At 64.6% G+C, this 20,495-nt stretch carries 19 protein-coding genes; 7 read left to right on the forward strand and 12 right to left on the reverse strand.

Annotated features, from left to right (window positions below; translation table 11 throughout):
- Positions 1–176 precede the first annotated feature (176 nt).
- The 4 genes from AC2CQI_RS21415 (at position 177) to AC2CQI_RS21430 (ending at position 5,244) form a co-directional block, all read left to right on the forward strand.
- Positions 177–2,495, forward strand: coding sequence for a Tex family protein (locus tag AC2CQI_RS21415; protein WP_484577802.1), 2,319 nt, complete (start codon positions 177–179; stop codon positions 2,493–2,495).
- A complete protein-coding gene (locus AC2CQI_RS21420; protein ID WP_484577803.1) occupies positions 2,495–2,878 on the forward strand; it encodes a PaaI family thioesterase in 384 nt (127 codons plus the stop codon). The genes AC2CQI_RS21415 and AC2CQI_RS21420 overlap by 1 nt, the downstream gene beginning before the upstream one ends.
- A gap of 154 nt (positions 2,879–3,032) precedes the next feature.
- Positions 3,033–4,616, forward strand: coding sequence for a glutamate--cysteine ligase (gene gshA, locus AC2CQI_RS21425; RefSeq protein WP_484577804.1), 1,584 nt, complete (start codon positions 3,033–3,035; stop codon positions 4,614–4,616).
- A 1-nt stretch (position 4,617) separates the two neighbouring features.
- Positions 4,618–5,244 carry a TetR/AcrR family transcriptional regulator gene (locus AC2CQI_RS21430; protein ID WP_075805928.1) on the forward strand — a complete coding sequence of 209 codons (627 nt, stop codon included), beginning with the start codon at positions 4,618–4,620 and terminating at the stop codon, positions 5,242–5,244.
- 79 nt (positions 5,245–5,323) lie between these two features.
- Here AC2CQI_RS21430 and AC2CQI_RS21435 read toward each other — a convergent pair whose 3' ends face one another.
- The 8 genes from AC2CQI_RS21435 to AC2CQI_RS21470 form a co-directional block, all read right to left on the reverse strand.
- Complete coding sequence (locus AC2CQI_RS21435) at positions 5,324–5,539, reverse strand: TOBE domain-containing protein (protein WP_009400132.1); 216 nt, start codon at positions 5,537–5,539, stop codon at positions 5,324–5,326.
- A gap of 28 nt (positions 5,540–5,567) precedes the next feature.
- Positions 5,568–6,380 carry an aliphatic sulfonates ABC transporter ATP-binding protein gene (gene ssuB / locus AC2CQI_RS21440; RefSeq protein ID WP_075805929.1) on the reverse strand — a complete coding sequence of 271 codons (813 nt, stop codon included), beginning with the start codon at positions 6,378–6,380 and terminating at the stop codon, positions 5,568–5,570.
- Complete coding sequence (gene ssuC / locus AC2CQI_RS21445) at positions 6,377–7,174, reverse strand: aliphatic sulfonate ABC transporter permease SsuC (protein WP_075805930.1); 798 nt, start codon at positions 7,172–7,174, stop codon at positions 6,377–6,379. Before ssuC ends, ssuB begins: the two co-directional genes overlap by 4 nt.
- A gap of 10 nt (positions 7,175–7,184) precedes the next feature.
- Complete coding sequence (ssuD, locus tag AC2CQI_RS21450) at positions 7,185–8,333, reverse strand: FMNH2-dependent alkanesulfonate monooxygenase (protein ID WP_484577805.1); 1,149 nt, start codon at positions 8,331–8,333, stop codon at positions 7,185–7,187.
- 58 nt (positions 8,334–8,391) lie between these two features.
- On the reverse strand, positions 8,392–9,357 hold the full coding sequence (locus AC2CQI_RS21455) for a sulfonate ABC transporter substrate-binding protein (RefSeq protein WP_484577806.1): 966 nt from the start codon (positions 9,355–9,357) through the stop codon (positions 8,392–8,394).
- 100 nt (positions 9,358–9,457) lie between these two features.
- Positions 9,458–10,051, reverse strand: a complete 594-nt coding sequence (gene ssuE / locus AC2CQI_RS21460) for an NADPH-dependent FMN reductase (RefSeq protein ID WP_075805933.1) — start codon at positions 10,049–10,051, stop codon at positions 9,458–9,460.
- Positions 10,052–10,387: 336 nt separating this feature from the next.
- Positions 10,388–11,026: a peroxiredoxin gene (locus AC2CQI_RS21465; RefSeq protein ID WP_075805934.1), complete on the reverse strand. Its 639-nt coding sequence runs from the start codon at positions 11,024–11,026 to the stop codon at positions 10,388–10,390.
- A gap of 167 nt (positions 11,027–11,193) precedes the next feature.
- The gene (locus tag AC2CQI_RS21470) at positions 11,194–12,516 is read right to left on the reverse strand and encodes an OprD family porin (protein ID WP_484577807.1); all 1,323 of its coding nucleotides are present in this window, start codon (positions 12,514–12,516) and stop codon (positions 11,194–11,196) included.
- Positions 12,517–12,860: 344 nt separating this feature from the next.
- On the opposite strand from AC2CQI_RS21470, the gene tauA reads away from it, so the two are divergent.
- Complete coding sequence (gene tauA / locus AC2CQI_RS21475; RefSeq protein WP_484577808.1) at positions 12,861–13,835, forward strand: taurine ABC transporter substrate-binding protein; 975 nt, start codon at positions 12,861–12,863, stop codon at positions 13,833–13,835.
- Positions 13,836–14,052: 217 nt separating this feature from the next.
- On the forward strand, positions 14,053–14,955 hold the full coding sequence (locus tag AC2CQI_RS21480) for a hypothetical protein (protein ID WP_484577809.1): 903 nt from the start codon (positions 14,053–14,055) through the stop codon (positions 14,953–14,955).
- Between the two features lie 3 nt (positions 14,956–14,958).
- On the opposite strand, the gene pobA is transcribed toward AC2CQI_RS21480, so the two are convergent.
- A complete protein-coding gene (pobA, locus tag AC2CQI_RS21485; RefSeq protein WP_484577810.1) occupies positions 14,959–16,146 on the reverse strand; it encodes a 4-hydroxybenzoate 3-monooxygenase in 1,188 nt (395 codons plus the stop codon).
- A 242-nt stretch (positions 16,147–16,388) separates the two neighbouring features.
- Between pobA and AC2CQI_RS21490 the strand changes: the two genes are divergently transcribed.
- Positions 16,389–17,273, forward strand: coding sequence for a helix-turn-helix domain-containing protein (locus AC2CQI_RS21490; RefSeq protein WP_075805939.1), 885 nt, complete (start codon positions 16,389–16,391; stop codon positions 17,271–17,273).
- A gap of 4 nt (positions 17,274–17,277) precedes the next feature.
- On the opposite strand, the gene AC2CQI_RS21495 is transcribed toward AC2CQI_RS21490, so the two are convergent.
- The 3 genes from AC2CQI_RS21495 to AC2CQI_RS21505 are packed head-to-tail and all read right to left on the reverse strand — an operon-like array spanning position 17,278 to position 20,489.
- The gene (locus tag AC2CQI_RS21495; protein WP_484577811.1) at positions 17,278–18,552 is read right to left on the reverse strand and encodes a VWA domain-containing protein; all 1,275 of its coding nucleotides are present in this window, start codon (positions 18,550–18,552) and stop codon (positions 17,278–17,280) included.
- Positions 18,553–18,554: 2 nt separating this feature from the next.
- Positions 18,555–19,937, reverse strand: coding sequence for a VWA domain-containing protein (locus AC2CQI_RS21500; RefSeq protein ID WP_484577812.1), 1,383 nt, complete (start codon positions 19,935–19,937; stop codon positions 18,555–18,557).
- Between the two features lie 48 nt (positions 19,938–19,985).
- A complete protein-coding gene (locus AC2CQI_RS21505) occupies positions 19,986–20,489 on the reverse strand; it encodes a hypothetical protein (protein WP_484577813.1) in 504 nt (167 codons plus the stop codon).
- Positions 20,490–20,495 lie beyond the last annotated feature (6 nt).

Below are 20,495 nucleotides of genomic sequence, written 5' to 3' on the forward strand. Positions count from 1 at the left end.
TTAGCAGATTTTTCCTCGTGTGCCAGTGGAATGGTCCGTCAGGCTGGCCAGCCGCTATCACCGCAAGCCTTGTGCGCTGGGTATAATGCGCCGCTTTTCACCGAGCGCCGCCTTGCCCCGACGCCTCTGGCGCCGGCCCCCGCGGCCCAAGCATTCACAATTTGTCAGGTGGTTTTATGGACAGCATCAACAGCCGCATCGCCGAAGAACTCGGCGTCCGCCCGCAACAGGTCGAGGCGGCCGTGGCTCTACTTGATGAAGGCTCCACGGTGCCTTTTATCGCCCGTTACCGCAAAGAAGTGACCGGCAGCCTGGATGACACCCAGTTGCGGAACCTCGAAGAGCGCCTGCGCTACCTGCGCGAACTCGACGATCGCCGCGCCAGCATCCTCGCCAGCATCGAGGAGCAGGGCAAGCTGACTCCGGAACTGGCCCGGGAAATCAAGCTCGCCGACACCAAGACCCGCCTCGAAGACCTTTACCTCCCGTACAAGCAGAAGCGCCGCACCAAGGGCCAGATCGCCCTGGAAGCCGGCCTCGGCGAGCTGGCCGACGGTCTGCTGGGCGACCCGCAACTGAACCCTGAAGCCGAAGCCGCACGCTTCGTCGATGCGGAAAAAGGCGTCGCCGACGTCAAGGCCGCGCTGGAAGGCGCCAAGTACATCCTCATGGAGCGCTTCGCCGAAGACGCCGCCCTGCTGGACAAGCTGCGCAGCTTCCTGACCCAGGAAGCCACCCTGTCCGCCCGCCTGGTGGCCGGCAAGGAAGAGGAAGGCGCCAAGTTCCGCGACTACTTCGAGCACGATGAACAACTGAAAGGCGTGCCGTCGCACCGCGCCCTGGCGATCTTCCGTGGTCGCAACGAAGGCGTGCTGTCCGCCTCGCTGAAGGTCGGCGAAGAGCTGCCGGGCACCCTGCACCCGTGCGAACTGATGATCGCCGAGCGTTTCGGCCTGGCCAACCAGGGCCGTCCGGCCGACAAATGGCTGGCCGAGGTGGTGCGCTGGACCTGGAAGGTCAAGCTCTACAGCCACCTGGAAACCGACCTGTTCGGCGAGCTGCGCGACAACGCCGAAGGCGAGGCGATCAACGTCTTCGCCCACAACCTGCACGACCTGCTGCTGGCCGCCCCGGCCGGCCCGCGTGCGACCCTGGGCTTCGACCCGGGCCTGCGTACCGGCTGCAAGGTCGCGGTGGTCGATGCCACCGGCAAGCTGCTGGACTACACCACCGTCTACCCGCACGCGCCGAAGAACGACTGGGACCGCACCCTCGCCGTCCTCGCCGCCCTGTGCGCGAAGCACTCGGTGGAACTGGTGGCCATCGGCAACGGCACCGCCAGCCGTGAATCCGACAAGCTGATCGCCGAGCTGGTCAAAAAATATCCAGCGCTGAAAGTCACCAAGGTCATGGTCTCCGAGGCTGGCGCTTCGGTGTACTCCGCGTCCGAACTGGCCGCCCGCGAATTCCCTGACCTCGACGTGTCGATCCGTGGCGCCGTGTCCATCGCCCGCCGCCTGCAGGACCCGCTGGCCGAGCTGGTGAAGATCGATCCGAAATCCATCGGCGTCGGCCAGTACCAGCATGACGTTTCCCAGCTCAAGCTGGCCCGTGGCCTGGACGCCGTGGTCGAGGACTGCGTGAACGCCGTCGGCGTCGACGTCAACACTGCCTCCGTGGCCCTGCTGGCGCGCATCTCCGGCCTCAACGCGACCCTGGCGCAGAACATCGTCAGCCACCGTGACGCCAACGGCGCCTTCAAGACCCGCGCCGCGCTGAAGAAAGTCAGCCGCCTCGGCGAGAAGACCTTCGAACAGGCCGCCGGCTTCCTCCGCGTGATGAACGGCGACAACCCGCTGGACGCCTCGGCGGTCCACCCGGAAGCCTACCCGCTGGTGCAGCGCATCGCCGCCGACACCGACCGCGATATCCGCTCGCTGATCGGCGACAGCGGCTTCCTCAAGCGTCTCGACCCGAAGAAGTTCACCGACGAGACCTTCGGCCTGCCGACCGTCACCGACATCCTCCAGGAACTGGACAAGCCGGGCCGCGACCCGCGTCCGGAGTTCAAGACCGCCGAGTTCCAGGAAGGCGTCGAAGACCTCAAGGACCTGGAGCCGGGGATGATCCTCGAAGGCGTGGTGACCAACGTCACCAACTTCGGTGCCTTCGTCGATATCGGCGTACACCAGGACGGCCTGGTGCACATCTCGGCGCTGTCCGAGAAGTTCATCAAGGACCCGCGTGAAGCGGTCAAGGCCGGTGACGTGGTCAAGGTCAAGGTCATGGAAGTGGACATCCCGCGCAAGCGCGTCGGCCTGTCCATGCGCATGAGCGATACCCCGGGCGAGAAGGTCGAGGGCGCCCGTGGCGGTCGCCAGGGTTCGGGAGGTCGCCAGCAAGGCGCGCCGGCGCGGATCAAGGAAACCCCGCCGCCGGCCAACAACGCCATGGCTTCGCTGTTCGCCAACGCCAAGCAGTTGAAGAAGAAGTGATGGACGCGCCTGAAGACATCGTCCAGAGCGCCTTCAGCCAGTTGCTGGGCTGCCGTCTGCAACGCCTTGAGGAAGGCGTTGCCGAGGTGGCCCTGGCCCTGGAGCCGCACCTGCGCAATCGCGGCGGCTTCCTGCATGGCGGAGCGATCTTCAGCCTGGTGGACATCGCCATGGGCCTGGCCTGCTCCAGCAGCCACGGCTTCGACCGGCGCAGTGTCACCCTGGAGTGCAAGATCAACTACGTTCGTGCGGTCAGCGAAGGTGAAGTCCTGTGTATCGCCCGCGTTCTCCACGCGGGACGGCGCACGCTTGTCCTGGACGCTGACGTATTCCAGGACGACAAACTCGTGGCGAAAGCCCAGGGCACGTTCGCGGCGCTCTAGCCGCAAAAGGCCATCTGCGGTACTTTCGGCAGTGCGCTGGGCGCTGCCGATTCCCTGCGAAAACCAGGCGACAACGCCAGTTCCTCCTGTCCACCCTTGTAGACCGTCATTTCCACCCCCATATCGGGGCGACTGATGTGTGAAGGAATCCATCTTGAGCGAACTTCTCAACCGCCGCCTGAGCCTGCTTGGCCAAGGCGACAACCTCTCCCTGCTCAAGCAGTGCCTGCACGGCATCGAGCGTGAATGCCTGCGCGTGACCGCGGACGGTCGCCTGGCCCAGACACCGCACCCCGAGGCCCTGGGCTCGGCGCTGACCCACGAATCCATCACCACCGACTATTCCGAGTCGCTGCTGGAATTCATCACCCCGGCGCTGGCCGACCCGGCGCAGACCCTCGAAAGCCTGGAGAACATCCACCGCTTCGCCGTCAGCCAGCTGGGCAGCGAGTACCTGTGGAGCCCGTCGATGCCCTGCCCGCTGCCGGCGGAAGAGGACATCCCGATCGCCTGGTACGGCACCTCGAACATCGGCCAGCTCAAGTACGTCTACCGCAAGGGCCTGGCCCTGCGCTACGGCCGCACCATGCAGTGCATCGCCGGTATCCACTACAATTTCTCGCTGCCGGAATCGCTCTGGACGCTGCTGCGTGACGCCGAAGGCGGCAGCGCTGACGACCGGGACTACCAGTCGTCGGCCTATATCGCCCTGATCCGTAACTTCCGCCGCTACAGCTGGCTGCTGATGTACCTGTTCGGGGCCTCGCCGGCACTGGACGCCGGGTTCCTGCGGGGTCGTCCGCACCAGCTCGAGTCGTTCGACGCCGACACCCTGTTCCTGCCCTGGGCCACCAGCCTGCGCATGAGCGACCTGGGCTACCAGAGCAACGCCCAGGCCGGCCTGACCCCGTGCTACAACGACCTCACCAGCTACACCGACAGCCTGCGTCGCGCCGTGGCTACGCCCTACGCGCCGTATGTCGAGGTCGGCACGCACAAGGATGGCGAGTGGGTCCAGCTCAACACCAACATCCTGCAGATCGAGAACGAGTACTACTCGAACATCCGCCCGAAGCGCGTCACCTATACCGGCGAGCGGCCGATCCAGGCCCTGGTGGCCCGGGGCATCCAGTACATCGAAGTACGCTGCCTGGACATCAACCCGTTCCTGCCGACCGGTATCGACCTGCCGCAGGCGCGTTTCCTCGATGCCTTCCTGCTGTTCTGCGCCCTGGAAGACAGCCCGCTGCTGCAAAACGGCGAGTGCGGCCAGTGCACCGACAACTTCCTCAAGGTGGTCAAGGAAGGCCGGCGCCCGGGCCTGGAGCTGCAGCGCAACGGCCAGCCGGTCGAGCTGAAGACCTGGGCGTCCGAACTGCTGGCGCGCATCGCCCCGCTGGCCGAGCTGCTCGACCGCAGCCAGGGCAGCGACGAGCACGCCCGTGCCCTCGCCACCCAGGCGGCCAAGGTCGACGACCCGGCGCTGACCCCGTCGGCCCAGGTTCTCGCCAGCATGACTGCGCACCAGGAAAGTTTCGCCGCCTTCGCCCTGCGCCAGAGCCAGCTGCATGCCGACTACCTGCGCAAGGAGCCGCTGCCGGCTGAAGAGCAGGCGCGTTTCGAAACCCTGGCCCGTGCCTCGCTGGAAGAGCAGGCCCGTCTGGAGCAGCAGGAGGTCGGTGATTTCGACCTGTTCGTTGGCGCTTACCAGGCCAGCATCCTGGCGATCAGCAACTGATATGAGCCGCGGCACCACCCCTCGCAAACCCCGCGCCCGCAGCCAGGCGCGGATCGACTCGATCCTCGACGCGGCCCGCACCCTGCTGGCCAGCGAGGGCGTGGCCAGCCTGTCGATCTACAGCGTCGCCGAGCGCGCGCAGATCCCGCCGTCTTCGGTCTATCACTTCTTCGCCAGCGTTCCGGCCTTGCTCGAAGCGCTGACCGCGGATGTGCACAGCGCCTTCCGTGCCTGCCTTCAGGAGCCTATCGATACCCAGCGCCTGGGTAGCTGGCGGGACCTGTCGCGGCTGGTGGAAACGCGGATGCTGGAGATCTATCAACAGGACGCTGCCGCCCGGCAGTTGATTCTGGCCCAGCATGGCTTGAGCGAAGTGACCCAGGCCGACCGCCAGCACGATATCGAGCTGGGGGACCTGATGCACAAGCTGTTCGAGCAGCATTTCCGTTTACCGGAGCTGCCCCGTGATGTGGATGTGTTTGCCCTGGCGATGGAGCTCAGCGACCGGGTGTATGCCCGTTCGGTGCAGCTGCACGGGGAGATCACCCCGCGGATGGCGGAGGAGGGGATGCGGGTGTTCGAGGCGTATGTGGGGCTGTATCTGCCGCCGTTCCTGCCCAAAATCTAAAAGCATCGCTGGCAAGCCAGCTCCCACAGGGTCGGCGTACACCGGACCTGTGGGAGCTGGCTTGCCAGCGATTGGGGTTTCACAGTTTCGCGATGGAAACCTCGGTCGATTTCACGAAGGCTATCACCTCGCTGCCAATGGTCAGTTCCAGCTCCTTGACCGAACGGGTGGTGATCACCGAGGTGACGATGCCCGAGGCGGTCTGCACGTCGATTTCCGACAGTACCGGGCCTTCCAGGATTTCTTTCACGGTGCCTTTGAACTGGTTACGCACGTTGATCGCTTTGATAGTCATCTGCTTGCTTCCTTCGTAGGTTCTGAGGTCAATGAGCCCAGCGCAGTTGCGTAGGCAAAGGTGCTACGGGTTCGGGCCCGGGCGGGGTGCCAGGGACCGAGAGAACACGGTTGAGTACTTGGGTTTCCAGCGCCGCCAGGCGGTGCGAACCCCGCACCCGCGGTCGCGGCAGGTCCACGTGCAGGTCGAGGCCGATTTCGCCGTCCTCGATCAGGATCACCCGGTCGGCGACCGCTACCGCTTCGCTGACGTCGTGGGTCACCAGCAGCACGGTGAAGCCGTGCTTGCGCCAGAGGTCTTCGATCAGTTGCTGCATTTCGATCCGGGTCAGGGCATCCAGCGCTCCCAGGGGCTCGTCAAGCAGCAGCAGGCGAGGCTGGTGGATCAGGGCGCGGGCCAGGGCCACGCGCTGCTTTTGCCCACCGGACAACGCCGCCGGCCATTCATTGGCGCGGTCGGCCAGGCCCACCGCTTCCAGCGCCTGTTTCGCGCGCTCCTGCCAGTTGCCTTCGAGGCCCAGGCCGACGTTGTCGATCACCCGCTTCCACGGCAGCAGGCGCGCTTCCTGGAACATCAGGCGGGTGTCTTCACGGGCGTCGGCCAGCGGCGCGCTGCCGGCCAGCAATTCACCGCCAGTGGGCTGGTCGAGACCGGCCAGCAGGCGCAGCAGGGTGCTCTTGCCGCAACCACTGCGGCCGACGATGGCGACGAACTGACCGGCCGGGATATGCAGGTCGATATTGCGCAGGACCTTGCGTTGGCCGAAGGTCTTTTCCACCTTCTGTACCGCCAGCGGGATACCACGCAGCAGGCGCGGCGGCTGTTCCTTGAGAACGGTCATGCGCGGTCTCCCTTGCTCACTTGATAGGCCGGGTGCCAGCGCAGCCAGACACGCTCCAGGCCACGGGCAGCGAGGTCGGCGAGCTTGCCGAGCACCGCATAGAGCACGATCGCCAGCACCACCACGTCGGTCTGCAGGAACTCCCGGGCGTTCATCGCCAGGTAGCCGATGCCGGAGTTGGCCGAGATGGTTTCGGCGACGATCAGGGTCAGCCACATGAAGCCAAGGGCAAAGCGCACACCGACCAGGATCGACGGCAGCGCACCTGGCAGGATCACCTGGCGGAACAGGCCGAAGCCGCTGAGGCCGTAGCTGCGCGCCATTTCCACCAGGGCCGGATCGACGTTGCGGATGCCGTGGTAGGTGTTCAGGTAGATCGGGAACAGGGTGCCGAGGGCGACCAGGAAAATCTTCGCCGACTCGTCGATGCCGAACCACAGGATCACCAGCGGGATCAGCGCCAGGTGCGGCACGTTGCGGATCATCTGCACCGAGCTGTCCAGCAGGCGCTCACCCCAGCGCGAAAGACCGGTGATAAAGCCCAGGGCCAGGCCGATGCTGCCACCGATCAGGAAGCCCAGGCCGGCACGCCAGCCACTGATCGCCAGGTGGGTCCAGATTTCGCCGCTGCGCACCAGCTCGACGCCGGCCTCGATCACCGCGCTCGGCGCCGGCAGGATGCGCGTCGACAGCCAACCGGCGCTGACCGCCAGTTGCCAGATCGCCAGCAAGGCCACCGGCAGTGCCCAGGGCGCGAGGCGCTGGACCCAGGAGTTGGAAGAAGAACGACTCATGGCGTGATCCTCAGCGCTGCGCCGCGGCTTTGGGCAGGATGTCGTTGGCCACCATTTCGCCGAACGGGCTGACATAGCCACGCTCCTGCGGCAGGGCCGGACGCTCGACATCCAGGTGCGGGAACAGCAGCTCGGCGACCCGGTACGACTCTTCCAGGTGCGGGTAGCCGGAGAAAATGAAGGTGTCGATGCCCAGCTCGGCGTATTCCTTGACCCGCGCCGCCACGGTCGGGCCATCGCCGACCAGCGCGGTACCGGCGCCGCCACGCACCAGGCCGACGCCGGCCCACAGGTTCGGGCTGACTTCCAGGTTGTCGCGGTTGCCGCCGTGCAGGGCAGCCATGCGTTGCTGGCCGACCGAATCGAAGCGCGCCAGGGAGGCCTGGGCACGGGCGATGGTGTCGTCGTCCAGATGGGAGATCAGGCGCTCGGCGGCTTCCCAGGCTTCGTCGTTGGTTTCGCGGACGATCACGTGCAGGCGGATGCCGAAGCGTACGGTGCGGCCCAGTTTGGCGGCTTTCTCGCGGACTTCCGCGATCTTCTCGGCCACCGCGCTCGGCGGTTCGCCCCAGGTCAGGTACAGCTCGACCTGCTCGGCGGCGAGGTCCTGGGCGGCATCGGACGAACCACCGAAATACAGCGGCGGACGCGGTTGCTGGATCGGCGGATAAAGCAGCTTGGCGCCCTTCACCGTGATGTGCTTGCCGTCGTAGTCGACGGTCTCGCCTTCCAGTACCCGACGCCAGATGCGGGTGAATTCCACCGAGGCCTGGTAACGCTCTTCATGGCTGAGGAACAGGCCGTCGCCGGACAGTTCGTCAGGGTCGCCACCGGTCACCAGGTTAAATAGCGCCCGCCCGCCGGAAAGCCGGTCTAGGGTCGCGGCCTGGCGCGCTGCCACGGTCGGCGAGATGATCCCCGGGCGCAGGGCGACCAGGAACTTCAGGCGCTGGGTTACCGGGATCAGCGACGCGGCCACCAGCCAGGAGTCCTCGCAGGAACGCCCGGTCGGGATCAGCACGCCGCCGAAGCCAAGACGGTCGGCCGCCTGTGCCACCTGCTGCAGGTAACCGTGATCGACGGCGCGAGCGCCTTCGGCGGTGCCAAGGTAATGGCCGTCGCCATGGGTCGGAAGAAACCAGAAAATGTTGAGGCTCATTGGAGTTGTCTCCTAAGGGTGGCTCAGACCGGGGCGGCGCCCCGGCGCAGGCAAATCGTCAAGGCGCGGTAGCGACCTTGGCCGGCGGCGTCCAGATCACGTCCTTGATGCTCAGCGGCTTGGGAATCAGCTTCAGGGCGGTGAAGGTGTCGGCGATCTTCTGTTGCGCGGCGACCACGTCCGGGGTCAGGAAGCCGGCACCGTAGCCCTGGCGCTTGACCGAGGTCAGGGTGATGTCGGCGGGCAGGCCGAGCAGCGGCGCGACCTGGTCGGTCACTTCCTGCGGGTTGGCCTCGGACCATTCACCGACAGCGCGGACTTCTTCGATCAGCGTGCTGATCACTTCCGGGTGTTTTTGCGTGTAGGGCTTGGTCGCCAGGTAGAACTGGTGGTTGTCGACGATGCCCTGGCCATCGCGCAGGGTGCGGGCCTGGAGCTGTTGCTCGGCGGCGGCCTGGTACGGGTCCCAGATCACCCAGGCATCGACGCTGCCACGCTCGAAGGCGGCGCGGGCATCGGCGGGCGGCAGGAACACCGGCTGGATATCGCTGTACTTCAGGCCGGCGTCCTCGAGGGCGCGAACCAGCAGATAGTGCACGTTGGAGCCCTTGTTCAGGGCGACCTTCTTGCCTTTCAGTTCCTTGACCGACTGGATCGACGAGCCCTTCGGCACGAGGATCGCTTCGCTGTGCGGGGCTGGTGGCTCGTAGGCGACGTAGAGCAGGTCGGCGCCGGCGGCCTGGGCGAACACGGGTGGGGTTTCGCCGGTCACGCCGAAATCGATGGAGCCGACGTTGAGGCCTTCCAGCAGCTGCGGGCCGCCGGGGAATTCAGTCCATTGCACTTGCACGCCCTGGGCGGCGAGGCGTTTTTCCAGGCTGCCCTTGGCCTTGAGCAGAACCAGGGTGCCGTACTTCTGGTAGCCGATACGCAGGGTCTCGGCCTGGGCTTGGGTGATGGCGCCGAAGGTAACAGCCGCAGCGAACAGAGCGGCCAGACCACGACGCAAAACGACAGTGCGCATAGCGCTCTCCTTTTGCAGTGTTGGGGTTCGGGCTGCACCTGCTTGCCTCGTTGTCGGGCCAGTAAGGTGGGGGTAACGCGATGAAACGGTGGCTAGGGGATCAGATGCTCCAGCGGGCACTGATCAGGCGTTCGTTGAGCAGGCCGGGCGCCAGGGGTTTCGGGCGGCGGGCCAGGGCGCTGTGGAACAGTTCGAGCGATTCGTTCAGGCGCTGCTCCAGGGCGGGCGCCAGGTGCGCCGGGACATGGCCCTGGCCGTAGGTGATCTGGCTGTCGTCGGCGAAGATCCCTTGCAGGGTCTCCTGCGCCTTCAGGGCCGAGAGCACCGGTTTCAGGGCGTAGTCCACCGCCAGCATATGGGCGATGCTGCCGCCGGTAGCGATGGGCAGCACCACCTTGTGATTCAGGGCGCGCTCGGGCAGCAGATCGAGCAGGGTCTTCAGGGCGCCGGCGAAGGACGCCTTGTACACCGGGGTGGCGACGATCAAGCCATCGGCCTGTTCCACCAGTTGCTGGAAATGCTGGACCTGAGGGCTGTCGAAACGGGCATGCAGCAGATCTTCGGCCGGGAAGTCCCGCACCTGGAAAGTCACCACCTCGACGCCCTGGCCTTGCAGCCAGTCGCGTGCGCGTTCGAGCAGCACGCCGGAGCGTGAACGCAGGCTGGGACTTCCACCAATAGAAACGACCAACATTGAATGCGCATCCTTGGAACTGTTCGAAAGGGCCCGCGAGTTAGGTGGCTCGCTGGAATGGGGTGACATTAACAGGTGGTTGCATATATCCATAAATCATATTTTTTCATTTGTTTATATGAATTGGAGATATGTCTTTGGGCCTGTGGAGAACCCCTGTGGGAGCTGGCTTGCCAGCGATGAGGCCGGCATGGGCAATGATGCTGTCCGGTCGGGCCCTATCGCTGGCAAGCCAGCTCCCACAGGGTTCTCCACAGGTTTCGAGAGGGTGGAATTGCAGGCAAAAAAAAGGGCCGTCGAAACGGCCCGAAAATCCCTGCGATGGCTAAAACAGATTCAACGATTCGGCTGCGGGGTCAGGCGCAGATACGGCTTGACCGCCCGGTAGCCCTTCGGAAAGCGGCGCTTGATCTCTTCCTCGTCCTTCAGCGACGGTACGATCACCACCTCGTCACCGTCCTGCCAGTTGGCCGGGGTCGCCACCTTGTGGCTGTCGGTGAGCTGCAACGAGTCGATCACCCGCAGGATCTCGTGGAAGTTGCGCCCGGTGCTGGCCGGGTAGGTGATGGTCAGGCGGATCTTCTTGTTCGGGTCGATCACGAACAGAGAGCGCACAGTGAGGGTGTCGTTGGCATTCGGGTGGATCAGGTCGTACAGGTCGGAGACCTTGCGATCGGCATCGGCCAGGATCGGGAAGTTCACCGTGGTGTCCTGGGTTTCGTTGATGTCCTCGATCCAGCGGTGATGGGAGTCCACCGGGTCCACGGAGAGGGCGATGGCCTTCACGCCGCGCTCGGCGAATTGCCCTTTCAGCTTGGCGGTGAAGCCCAGCTCGGTGGTGCACACCGGGGTGAAGTCGGCCGGGTGCGAGAACAGCACGCCCCAACTGTCACCGAGCCACTCGTGGAAGCGGATCTTGCCGGCGCTGGAATCCTGTTCGAAGTCGGGGGCGATATCGCCGAGTCTGAGGCTCATGGTGCGGGTCCTTGGCTGTGCGTTGATGGTTCAACTGTGCCTGTGGACCCGTGAAATTAAAAAGAATAAATATTGATTTATTTAGATGTAAAAAGAATAACAGATAACGGACAAAACAACGCCCGCGCGGCACGGAGCCGGGCGGGCGCTGGGTATCTCGCGGCGGGTTACAGCAGCGGGATGGAGTAGCTGAGGATGACGCGGTTTTCGTCCTGGGCGTGGTTGGCGCTGGTCAGGTCGCTACGCCATGCGGCGTTTTTCCACATGACGCCGAAGTTCTTCAGCGGACCTTCCGGCACCACGTAGGCGATGGTGATGTCACGTTCCCACTCGGAACGGTCGCCGATGGCAGCATCGATGTTGTCACCTTTCAGGTAGACCACACCGGCGGTCAGGCCAGCGACGCCGACCTTGGCGAAGTCGTAGGAGTAGCGAGCCTGCCAGGTGCTTTCACCGGCACGGCCGAACTTCTGGATCTGCGAGTCGGTGATGGTGTAGTTGGACGAGCCGTCACCCTGGTTCAGCCAAGGGAAGTCGCTGTCGCCACGGCTCTTCTGGTAGCCGCCGCCGAAGGTGTGACCGGCAACGGTGTACAGGAACAGTGCACTGTACAGGTCGTTATCGACTTTGCCCTTGGTGGTGGTGCCGCCGTAGTAGCCGTTGGTGTAGTAGGCCGCAGTGTCACCGTTCTTGCCGTCATCGGTGCTGTGGAAGTAACGGAAGTCGGACTTCAGCACGCCCGGGCCGATTGCCCAGTTGTGTACAGCACCCAGGAAGTGCTGGTTGTAGAAGTTCTCCAGGCCGCCGTAGTAGTACTGCAGCAGCAGATCCTTGGTGACCTTGTAGTCGGCGCCGCCATAGCGGAACTGGTTGCTGAACTTGCCGGTGCGTGCGTTGTTGGCACCCGCGATGGACAGCTCTTCGTTGTTCGAAGAGTTACGGCCCTTGACGTGCTCGATCTGGCCGGCAGTCAGGGTCAGGTCCTTGATCTCGTTCGAGACGATCTGGCCGCCTTGGAAGGTTTGTGGCACCAGACGGCCATCGTTGTACGAGATGACCGGGTTCTTCGGCAGCAGAGTGCCGTAGCGCAGTTCGGTCTGGGAGATCTTGACCTTGGCGGTGGCGCCCAGGCTGGCGAAGTCGTTGACTGCACGACCGTCGCTATCGGTCGGGAAGACAATACCGCCGTAGTTGGCACTGGTCGGGTTGCCGTGGTGACCTTTGCCCGAGTCCAGACGGACCCCGTACAGACCAATGGCATCGACACCGAAGCCGACGGTGCCTTGGGTGAAGCCCGAGGTGTAGTCGAGTTGGAAGCCCTGGCCCCACTCACGCTGAGTGTTGCCGCCGTTGGTATCGCGGTTGTTGCTGTCGATGTAGAAGTTACGCAGCTTCAGCGTAGCTTTACTGTCTTCGATAAAACCGGCAGCGCCTGCTTGCTGGGCCAGTACCCCAAGGGCCACGGCAAGAGTCAGGGTCGACTTCTTCATAAATGCATTGCTCCTCTCGTTTCTAATTCTTGTGGTTCGTAACGGCTGGGTCTTGTTGCCCGGCTCGCTGTCGATGGGCGATTAGCACCAATGGATGACCATTCAGTCAATCGTAACCAGTCGTTTCAAGACTTTGGTCTAATGCGCCGCAGTGGGGTCGAAGCATAATTACAATTTGATAAATCTAAAAAGAATTATTTGTGTCTTTTTCAGATTTTTTTGACATATCCAACAAAATTTTCACAAACGTTTCAGCACATAAGCTAATGCCAAAAAAGTATTTTTTGACCTTTTTTTAGATCATTTAGATTTATGGCCTTTCCCCAGCCCCGGAATTGGCCGTCATGAAAGCGTCACACCCGCTGAAAGTATTCACTGCCCTGGCCCTCACCGGCTTGACCCTGGTCAGCCACGCCGCCGGTCTCACCGTGGGCTACCAGACCGGGATCGACCCGAGCAAGGTGCCCCAGGCCGATGGTGCCTATGAGCAGGCGATCGGTGAAAAGATCGACTGGCGCCGCTTCAACAGCGGCCCGGAAGTGGTCACCGCCATCGCCTCCGGCGACGTGCAGATCGGCAACCTCGGTTCCAGCCCGCTGGCGGCTGCCGCGTCGCGCAAGCTGCCGATCGTGGCCTTTATCGTCTCGGCGCAGATCAACGCCGCCGAGGCGCTGGTGGTGCGCAATGGCAGCGGCATCAACAGCCCGCAGGACCTGATCGGCAAGACCATCGCCACGCCCTTCGTCTCCACCTCCCACTACAGCCTGCTCGGTGCCCTCAAGCATTGGGGGCTGGATACGCGTCAGGTGAAGGTGGTGAACCTGCAGCCTGCAGAAATCGCCGCGGCGTGGAAGCGTGGGGATATCGATGGCGCATTCGTCTGGTCGCCGGCATTGGGCGAGATCCGCAAGACCGGCAAGACCCTCACCGACGCCGCCGAAGTGGGCGGCTGGGGCGCGCCGACCTTCGAGGTCTGGGTGGCGCGCAAGGACTTCGCCGAGAAGCACCCCGACGTGGTCGCGAAGTTCGCCAGGGTGACCCTGCAATCCTTCGCCGACTACACGGCGAACAAGGCGCAATGGACGGCGGATTCGGTGCCGGTGCAAAAGATCGCCAAACTCACCGGTTCCAACCCTGCCGATGTGCCTGAATTGCTCGCCGGCTCGGCCTTCCCCGACGCCCAGGCCCAGGCCGGCCTGCTGCAAGGCCAGACCCCGGCGGCAATTGCCGAGACCGCGAAGTTCCTCAAGGAGCAAGGCAAGGTGGAAACGGTGTTGCCGGACTACGCGCCTTTTGTCAGCGCGAAATTCGTCCAGTAAAACGCGGTCCCTGTGGGAGCTGGCTTGCCAGCGATTGCGATGGTGGTATCACTACTGCAATCGCTGGCAAGCCAGCTCCCACAGGGGCCGCGAAACCTTCAGCAGATGGAGGTGATTTCGCTTCTTGCGCTTCAAGACGCACGTCCCACAGGTTAAATTGCCAGCACTTTCCGGCCCGCATCCAGGCCGGGCCTTTCATGAAGAAGGAGCTGCGCGCATGAGTCTCTGGGACGACTTGAAGAAAAAGGCCATCGACGCCAATCCGGAGCTGGCGGCCAAGGCCGCCCAGGCGCTGGACAAGGCGCGGGAGCTGGCGGTGGAAGCCGGGCAGAAGGCCGCGCCGATGCTCAAGGAAGCCAGCGAAAAGGCCACCGCCTACGCCCAGGAAAAGACCCCGGTACTCAAGGCCCAGGCACTCAAGGCCATCGACGATGCCAAGGTGCGCCGCGCCGCCCTCCGCGAGCAGGCCCAGCGCGACAAGGCGGCCCGCGCCGAGATGATCCGCACCATGTACGACATCACCCTCGAACCCGGCGATATCAATTTCATCGAGGAACCCTTCCACCATTTCGAGCGGCAGTTCGGCTTCTTCATGGTCACCGGCGAGGTCCTCGATACCCAGAAGCGCAACCACAACGAACTGCACGCCAGCCACCACCACAGCGGTGGCAGCGGCTATCTGCACAATGGTTATGGCTCGATCAGCGGCGGTTCGTCATCGATGCAGGTCAGTTCCACCAGCGTGCAGGAGCACGAGTTCTGGATCCGCGACGACGAGGACGGCAAGGAGTCGTGCTTCAAGCTGCACGACTCGTCGCTCAGCCTGCGAGCAGGACAGAGAGTCAGCATGGTGTTCATGCACCCGGCGGACAGCCGCACCGGCAAGATGGTCGCGCTGTATAACCACAACGCCGAGCGCAACTACGTGATCAACGGCCCGCAGCAGCTCAACCGGCTATTCGGTATCTACCTGGAGGAGCCCGGCTTCTTCAACCAGAAGGAAGTCACCGAAACCCGCCAGCGCCTGTTGCAGGCGCTGGACCAGCGGATCAGCCAGCTGGCCCATTACATGGCGCTGCACGGCAAGCACAGCGGGCACCTGATCGAAGGCGGCGAGTAGGCCTCAGAGCACCTCTTCGTACGGCAGGCCGACGTAGTTCTCCGCGATATTCGCCAACCCCACGGTGGAGTTGAGGAAGTACTCGCGATCGGCCTCCTGCATCTTGCGGTCCCAGGCGTCCTTCTCGCCGTCGAAATCGTGCAGCAGGTTGGTCATGAACCAACTGAAACGCTCGCCCTTCCACACCCGGCGCAGGGCCAGCTCGGAGTATTTCTCCAGCAGGTCGCTGCGCCCTTCGCGGTAGACCTTGACCAGGATGCGGTACAGGTAGCAGACGTCCGAGGCCGCCAGGTTCAGGCCCTTGGCCCCGGTCGGCGGAACGATGTGGGCGGCATCGCCGACCAGGAACAGCTTGCCGTACTGCATCGGCTCGACCACGTAGCTGCGCAGCGGGGCGATGCTTTTTTCCAATGACGGGCCGGTGACCAGGCGTGCGGCGACGTCTTCGGGCAGGCGCGCTTTCAGTTCGTCCCAGAAGCGCTCGTCGCTCCAGTCCTCGACCTTGTCGGTCAGCGGCACTTGCAGGTAGTAGCGGCTGCGGGTCAGGGAGCGCTGGCTGCACAGGGAGAAGCCGCGTTCGTGCTGGGCGTAGATCAGCTCTTCGTTGACCGGCGGGGTATCGGACAGCAGGCCGAGCCAGCCGAACGGGTAGACCCGCTCGTATTCGGTGAGCACGCCTGCGGGAATGGTCTTGCGCGAGACGCCGTGGTAGCCGTCGCAGCCGGCGATGTAGTCGCAATCGATGCGCTGGCGCTCGCCGTCTTTCTCGAAGGTGACGTAGGGGCGTTCGCCCTTCACTTCGTGCAGTTGCACATCGCTGGCCGAATAGATGATCGGCGCGCCGTTGGCGGCCCGGGCGTCCATCAGGTCGCGGGTGACTTCGGTCTGGCCGTAGACCATCACGCTCTTGCCGCCGGTGAGTTCGCTCAGGTGGATTGGCACGCGCTTGCCGTCGAACACCAACTCGACGCCTTCGTGGACCAGGCCCTCGGCGTCCATGCGGGCGCTGACGCCGGCTTCGCGGAGCATGTCGACGGTGCCCTGTTCGAGGACGCCGGCGCGGATGCGGCCGAGGACGTAGTCGGGGGTCTGGCGTTCGATGATGATGTTGTCGATGCCAGCCTTGTGCAGCAGCTGGCCGAGCAGAAGGCCGGACGGACCGGCGCCGATGATGGCGACCTGAGTGTTCATGGCGGTTGTCTCGTGTTTGTTTTTAGGGGTGAGATCGCCTGTATTTTTTGCCGATTAAAAGGGGAAAAGAAGGTGATTTGTCGCGGGTAAATTGCACTTTTGCAAAATCTGTCCGATTATCGACCAGCCTCTCGGGCCTCATCGCTGGCAAGCCAGCTCCCACAGGTATAGCGGTGCACGCGGTCCCTGTGGGAGCTGGCTTGCCAGCGATGAGGCCATCAGCACCAACGAAAAGAGTCCTGATGAAAACCAATCCCCCACCCGTCCCCGTCTTCAAGCTCTACGGCGAAAGCCAGGCCTGGCCGACCCCGGACCTGCTGCATTGCGAGTCCATCCCCAAGCGCAGCAGCCTCTACCACTGGGAGATCAAGCCGCACCGCCACGCCGACCTGTTCCAGTTGCTCTACGTGCAGCACGGCCAGGCGACGGTGGAGGTGGAAGGGCGGCGCAGTAAGATCGTCGAACCGTCGATCCAGGTCACCCCGCCGCTGTGCGTGCATGGCTTCCAGTTTTCCGAGGATATCGAAGGCTATGTGCTGACCCTCGGCGCGCCGCTAGTGGCGCAACTCGAAGCCCGCCTGGGCGCACCGTTGGCAGTACTGGCCTCCGCCGGCTGCTATGCGCTGGGCGAGGACCGCGCCTTCATCAACACCCTGTTCGAAGCCCTGCTCAAGGAATATGACGGCAGCGCCGCCTCCCGCGACCTGGTGCTGGGCTCGCTGGTCAACGTGCTGATGGTGTGGATAAGTCGCATGCGGCAACAAGGCAAGGTCGCCAGCGGACGGGACGAGCGCAACCGGCAGTTCCTTGGCGGCTTCATCAAGCTGGTGGAGCAGCACTATCGCGAGCACCTGACCGTGGAGACCTTTGCCCACCGCCTGGGCATGTCTGCCGTGCACCTGAACAACCTGTGCCGCCAACTGGCCGGGCAGACCGCGCTGCAGATCATCCACCAGCGCCTGCTGCTGGAGGCGCGGCGCAACCTCGTCTACACCAACATGACCGTGGCCCAGGTCTCGGACGCCCTGGGCTTTGCCGATCCGGCCTATTTCTCGCGGTTCTTCCGGCGCCTGACCGGCCAGTCGCCGAACGGCTTTCGCCGCGGCGGCGACCAGGCGCCGGAATGAGCCGTCAGCAGCCCTTGTCCTGGGACACTTCCTGGGTCGCCTCCTGCAAGGCCGCCGCTACAGCCGCCGCATCATCGGCGGTGTAGACCCGCCCACCGGTGTTCTCCGCGGCACAGTTGGATCCGGTGCTGGCGCTGATATTGACGATGTTGACCCGCAAGCGCGGCTTGCTCTGGGCGATGTTCTCCGACACATGGCAGATGTCGGTGCCGCAGCCGTCGCGACCATCGACGAACATCACGATCACGCCGTCGCGGTTCTGCCCGTCCATTTCCTGCGCGGCGGCTTCCAGGCTCATCCCCAGCGCGGTACCGCCACCGGCCTTGAGCTTGCCGATGCGCTCGATCAGTTCGCCGCGCTGGTTGTGCCCGAATACACCAAGGTCCACGGGTGTGCGGCAGCCGTTGAAGGTCACCAGGCGCATCGCGACCTTGTCGTCGAGGTCGTTGATCACCGAGATCAGCGAACTCTTCGCCACGTCCATCCGCGTGGTGCGCTGGCCCGGCGCGGCCGGGATGAAGGATTCGACGATGGGGATCCTGGCCATCACGCTGTAGTACCACGGGTCCTCCGGGCGCTTGACCCGCAGGCGCTCGTCCATCGAGCCGGAGGTGTCCAGCACCACGGTGAATTGCGAGGGCTGGAAGGTCTGGCCTGGCGTGCACATTGCGGTCTGGTCGGACTGCCAGCGCGCCCAGAGCATCGGCCAGCTCAGCCACAGCCAATAGAGCAGGCCCAGCAGCAGGGCGAGCAGCAGCCAGGGCCACAGGCGCCAGCGCCGACGTTCGACCATGACCACCACGGGCGCGGGTTTTGGCTTCGGCGGTGGCGGTGGCGGAGGCGGTGCCTGGACCGGCGGAGGCGGCGGTGCAGGTGCCGGAATCACCGGCTCGGGCTGCCCCCAGCGGACGATCAGCGGCTCGCCGTTGACGCTGTACAGGTTGGCCAGGTCCGGCGCGCCGATCAGGCTTTGCAGGGCCTGCGCCACCTCCGCCTGGCCGCGCTGCTGCAGCGCGCTGGCAAGCTGGCCGACGGCGGCCTGGCGCTCGCCGAAGCGTTGCAGCAAGGCTGCCTGCTGGTCCTTGCCCAGGGCCGCATAGGGCTGCGGCTGGCCTTCCAGCTCCGACCACCATTCCAGTACGCCATCGCGGCCTTGCCGGGGGATCGCATAGAGGTGCGCGATGCTCGGTGGAAAGTGCTTGCGGATGGTCGCCACGCGCTGCACGAGGGCAGCGGCGGCGTCCTGGCTGGCGAGGGTGTCGCGGATAACCCGTTGCATCGTTATTCCTGGCAGTTGCCGCCGCGGGTGACTTCGCGGCTGGCTTGTTCGAGGGCTTTGGCGACCTGCGCCGCGTTGTCGCCGGTGTAGACACGGCCACCGGTCGCTTCGGCGACGCAATTGGCTTCGCTGTTGCGGCTGATGTTCACCAGGTTCACCTTCAGGCGCGGCTGGTGCCGGGCGATGTTCTGCGCCACCTCGCAGACGTTGCGGTCGCAGCCGTCCGGGCCATCGACGAACATCACGATCACGCCGTCGCGATCACGGCCGTTCATCTTGCCGGCGGCGACTTCGAGGCTGGCGGCCAGGGCCGTGCCATCGTCCGCCTTGAGGTTGTGGATCCCGCGGATCAGCGCCGGGCGCTGGCTCGGCACGAACAGGCCATGGTCGATCGGTGCCCGGCAACCGTCGAAGGTGACCACGCGCATGTCGATGCTCGAATCCAGGTTGTCGATCAGGCGGGTCAGGCCCTGCTTGGCGACGTCGATGCGCACCGGCTCGGCGGTGATCTGCGCGATACGTTGCGGGTCCGGAACGGCCATTTTGTTGAGGACCTTGAAGAACCACTGTTCATCCCGGTCGGAAGCTTCCACGCTGAGGTTCATGGAACCGGAGGTGTCGAGCACCACGGTGAACTCCGGTGGCAGCTCCTGCGCGGGCCGGGTGCAGGCGGGTTTCGCCGCAGGTGCGGGGTCCGGCTTCACGGGGGCAGGGACAGGCTCGGGTACCGGCTCGGGCTTGGGCTCGAGCACCGGTTCTGGCACCGGTTCAGGAGCCGGGGCGCTGACTGCGGGTGGTTCGACCACCGGCGGGACGGGCGCCTCCGGGTGCAGCCAGCGCATCAGCCACGGCCAGGCCAGCCACAGCAGCAATGCCAACAGCAGCAGGGCCAGCAACGGCAGCAGGAACCATGGCAACCAGAACACCCGGCGCGGCGGGACCACGGGCGCGGGCGGCGGCACCTCGGCTACCGGTGGTACGGGTGGCGGCGGGGGCGGTGGCTCGCTCCAGCGGGTGACCAGCGGCTGGCCGTTGACGCTGTAGAGGTTCTCCAGCTTCGGCGGGCCGATCAGCCGCTGCACTTGCGCGGCTTCCTGTTCCAGGCCACGGCCACGCAGTTCTCCGACCAGTTGGCGCAAGGCGCCCTGGCGTTGTTCATAGACACCGAGCAGGGCGGCCTGCTGGTCCTGGTTCAGATCGAGGTAGCGCTGCGGCTGCCCTTGCAGCTCGCTCCACCACTCGCGGGTGCCGTCCTGGCCGGTCCGCGGAATGGCGAACAGATGGGCCACGCTGGGCGGGAAGTAGCGGGTGATCAGCGCCGTGCCCTGTTCCAGCAATCCTGGGTCGTCCTGCGAGGGACTGGTGTCGCGGATAACCCGCTGCATAGTGGTGTCCTGAAAAAAGAGGTCGGCAGCCGAAGCTGCCGAAGGGGATTACTCGTAGCCCAGGCTCAGTTGCAGGCGGCTGACCTGTTTCTGCAGGGACTTGAGCTCTTCCTGGCGGGCGGCCAGCTGGGCGCTGCTGGCGTTCTTCGCAGGCGCCGCCTTGGCGGCCTGGAGCTGTTTCTCCAGCCCGGCGATCTGCTGCTGAACGTCCTGCTTGTTAGCGTGACGGGCCTTGAGCGTGGTCAGCAGCCCGCTCAGGGATTTCTGCAGCGCGGCCTGCTGGCGTTGCTGGGTGGCCAGGTCCTGGCGGGTGCTGGCCTGCATGGCGGTCAGTTCGTCATAGACCTGGTTGAACTGGCGGTTCTGCTCTTGCGCGGCCAGCAGGTCCTGCTCGCTGTTGCGCACGCCTTCGGCATAGCCGCCGCCGTAGTCGCAGTTGAGCTTGCCGATCAGGCTGGTGTCGCTGTTCGAGGCGTTGCATTGCGAGGCCGTGGTGGCGCAGCCGCTCAGGCTGGCCAGGACCACGACGCCGAGAAGCAGACGAAACGTCATGGTCCG

The organism is Pseudomonas sp. P2S-1, from assembly GCF_057197725.1.

What these genes read in the sequence shown, in the direction of transcription:
- AC2CQI_RS21415 (WP_484577802.1), top strand. Translation starts at nt 177, where the DNA reads ATGGACAGCATCAACAGCCGCATCGCCGAAGAACTCGGCGTCCGCCCG.
- AC2CQI_RS21420 (WP_484577803.1), top strand. Translation starts at nt 2,495, where the DNA reads ATGGACGCGCCTGAAGACATCGTCCAGAGCGCCTTCAGCCAGTTGCTG.
- AC2CQI_RS21430 (WP_075805928.1), top strand. Translation starts at nt 4,618, where the DNA reads ATGAGCCGCGGCACCACCCCTCGCAAACCCCGCGCCCGCAGCCAGGCG.
- AC2CQI_RS21435 (WP_009400132.1), bottom strand. Translation starts at nt 5,539, where the DNA reads ATGACTATCAAAGCGATCAACGTGCGTAACCAGTTCAAAGGCACCGTG.
- ssuB (WP_075805929.1), bottom strand. Translation starts at nt 6,380, where the DNA reads ATGACCGTTCTCAAGGAACAGCCGCCGCGCCTGCTGCGTGGTATCCCG.
- ssuC (WP_075805930.1), bottom strand. Translation starts at nt 7,174, where the DNA reads ATGAGTCGTTCTTCTTCCAACTCCTGGGTCCAGCGCCTCGCGCCCTGG.
- ssuD (WP_484577805.1), bottom strand. Translation starts at nt 8,333, where the DNA reads ATGAGCCTCAACATTTTCTGGTTTCTTCCGACCCATGGCGACGGCCAT.
- AC2CQI_RS21455 (WP_484577806.1), bottom strand. Translation starts at nt 9,357, where the DNA reads ATGCGCACTGTCGTTTTGCGTCGTGGTCTGGCCGCTCTGTTCGCTGCG.
- ssuE (WP_075805933.1), bottom strand. Translation starts at nt 10,051, where the DNA reads ATGTTGGTCGTTTCTATTGGTGGAAGTCCCAGCCTGCGTTCACGCTCC.
- AC2CQI_RS21465 (WP_075805934.1), bottom strand. Translation starts at nt 11,026, where the DNA reads ATGAGCCTCAGACTCGGCGATATCGCCCCCGACTTCGAACAGGATTCC.
- AC2CQI_RS21470 (WP_484577807.1), bottom strand. Translation starts at nt 12,516, where the DNA reads ATGAAGAAGTCGACCCTGACTCTTGCCGTGGCCCTTGGGGTACTGGCC.
- tauA (WP_484577808.1), top strand. Translation starts at nt 12,861, where the DNA reads ATGAAAGCGTCACACCCGCTGAAAGTATTCACTGCCCTGGCCCTCACC.
- AC2CQI_RS21480 (WP_484577809.1), top strand. Translation starts at nt 14,053, where the DNA reads ATGAGTCTCTGGGACGACTTGAAGAAAAAGGCCATCGACGCCAATCCG.
- pobA (WP_484577810.1), bottom strand. Translation starts at nt 16,146, where the DNA reads ATGAACACTCAGGTCGCCATCATCGGCGCCGGTCCGTCCGGCCTTCTG.
- AC2CQI_RS21490 (WP_075805939.1), top strand. Translation starts at nt 16,389, where the DNA reads ATGAAAACCAATCCCCCACCCGTCCCCGTCTTCAAGCTCTACGGCGAA.
- AC2CQI_RS21495 (WP_484577811.1), bottom strand. Translation starts at nt 18,552, where the DNA reads ATGCAACGGGTTATCCGCGACACCCTCGCCAGCCAGGACGCCGCCGCT.
- AC2CQI_RS21500 (WP_484577812.1), bottom strand. Translation starts at nt 19,937, where the DNA reads ATGCAGCGGGTTATCCGCGACACCAGTCCCTCGCAGGACGACCCAGGA.
- AC2CQI_RS21505 (WP_484577813.1), bottom strand. Translation starts at nt 20,489, where the DNA reads ATGACGTTTCGTCTGCTTCTCGGCGTCGTGGTCCTGGCCAGCCTGAGC.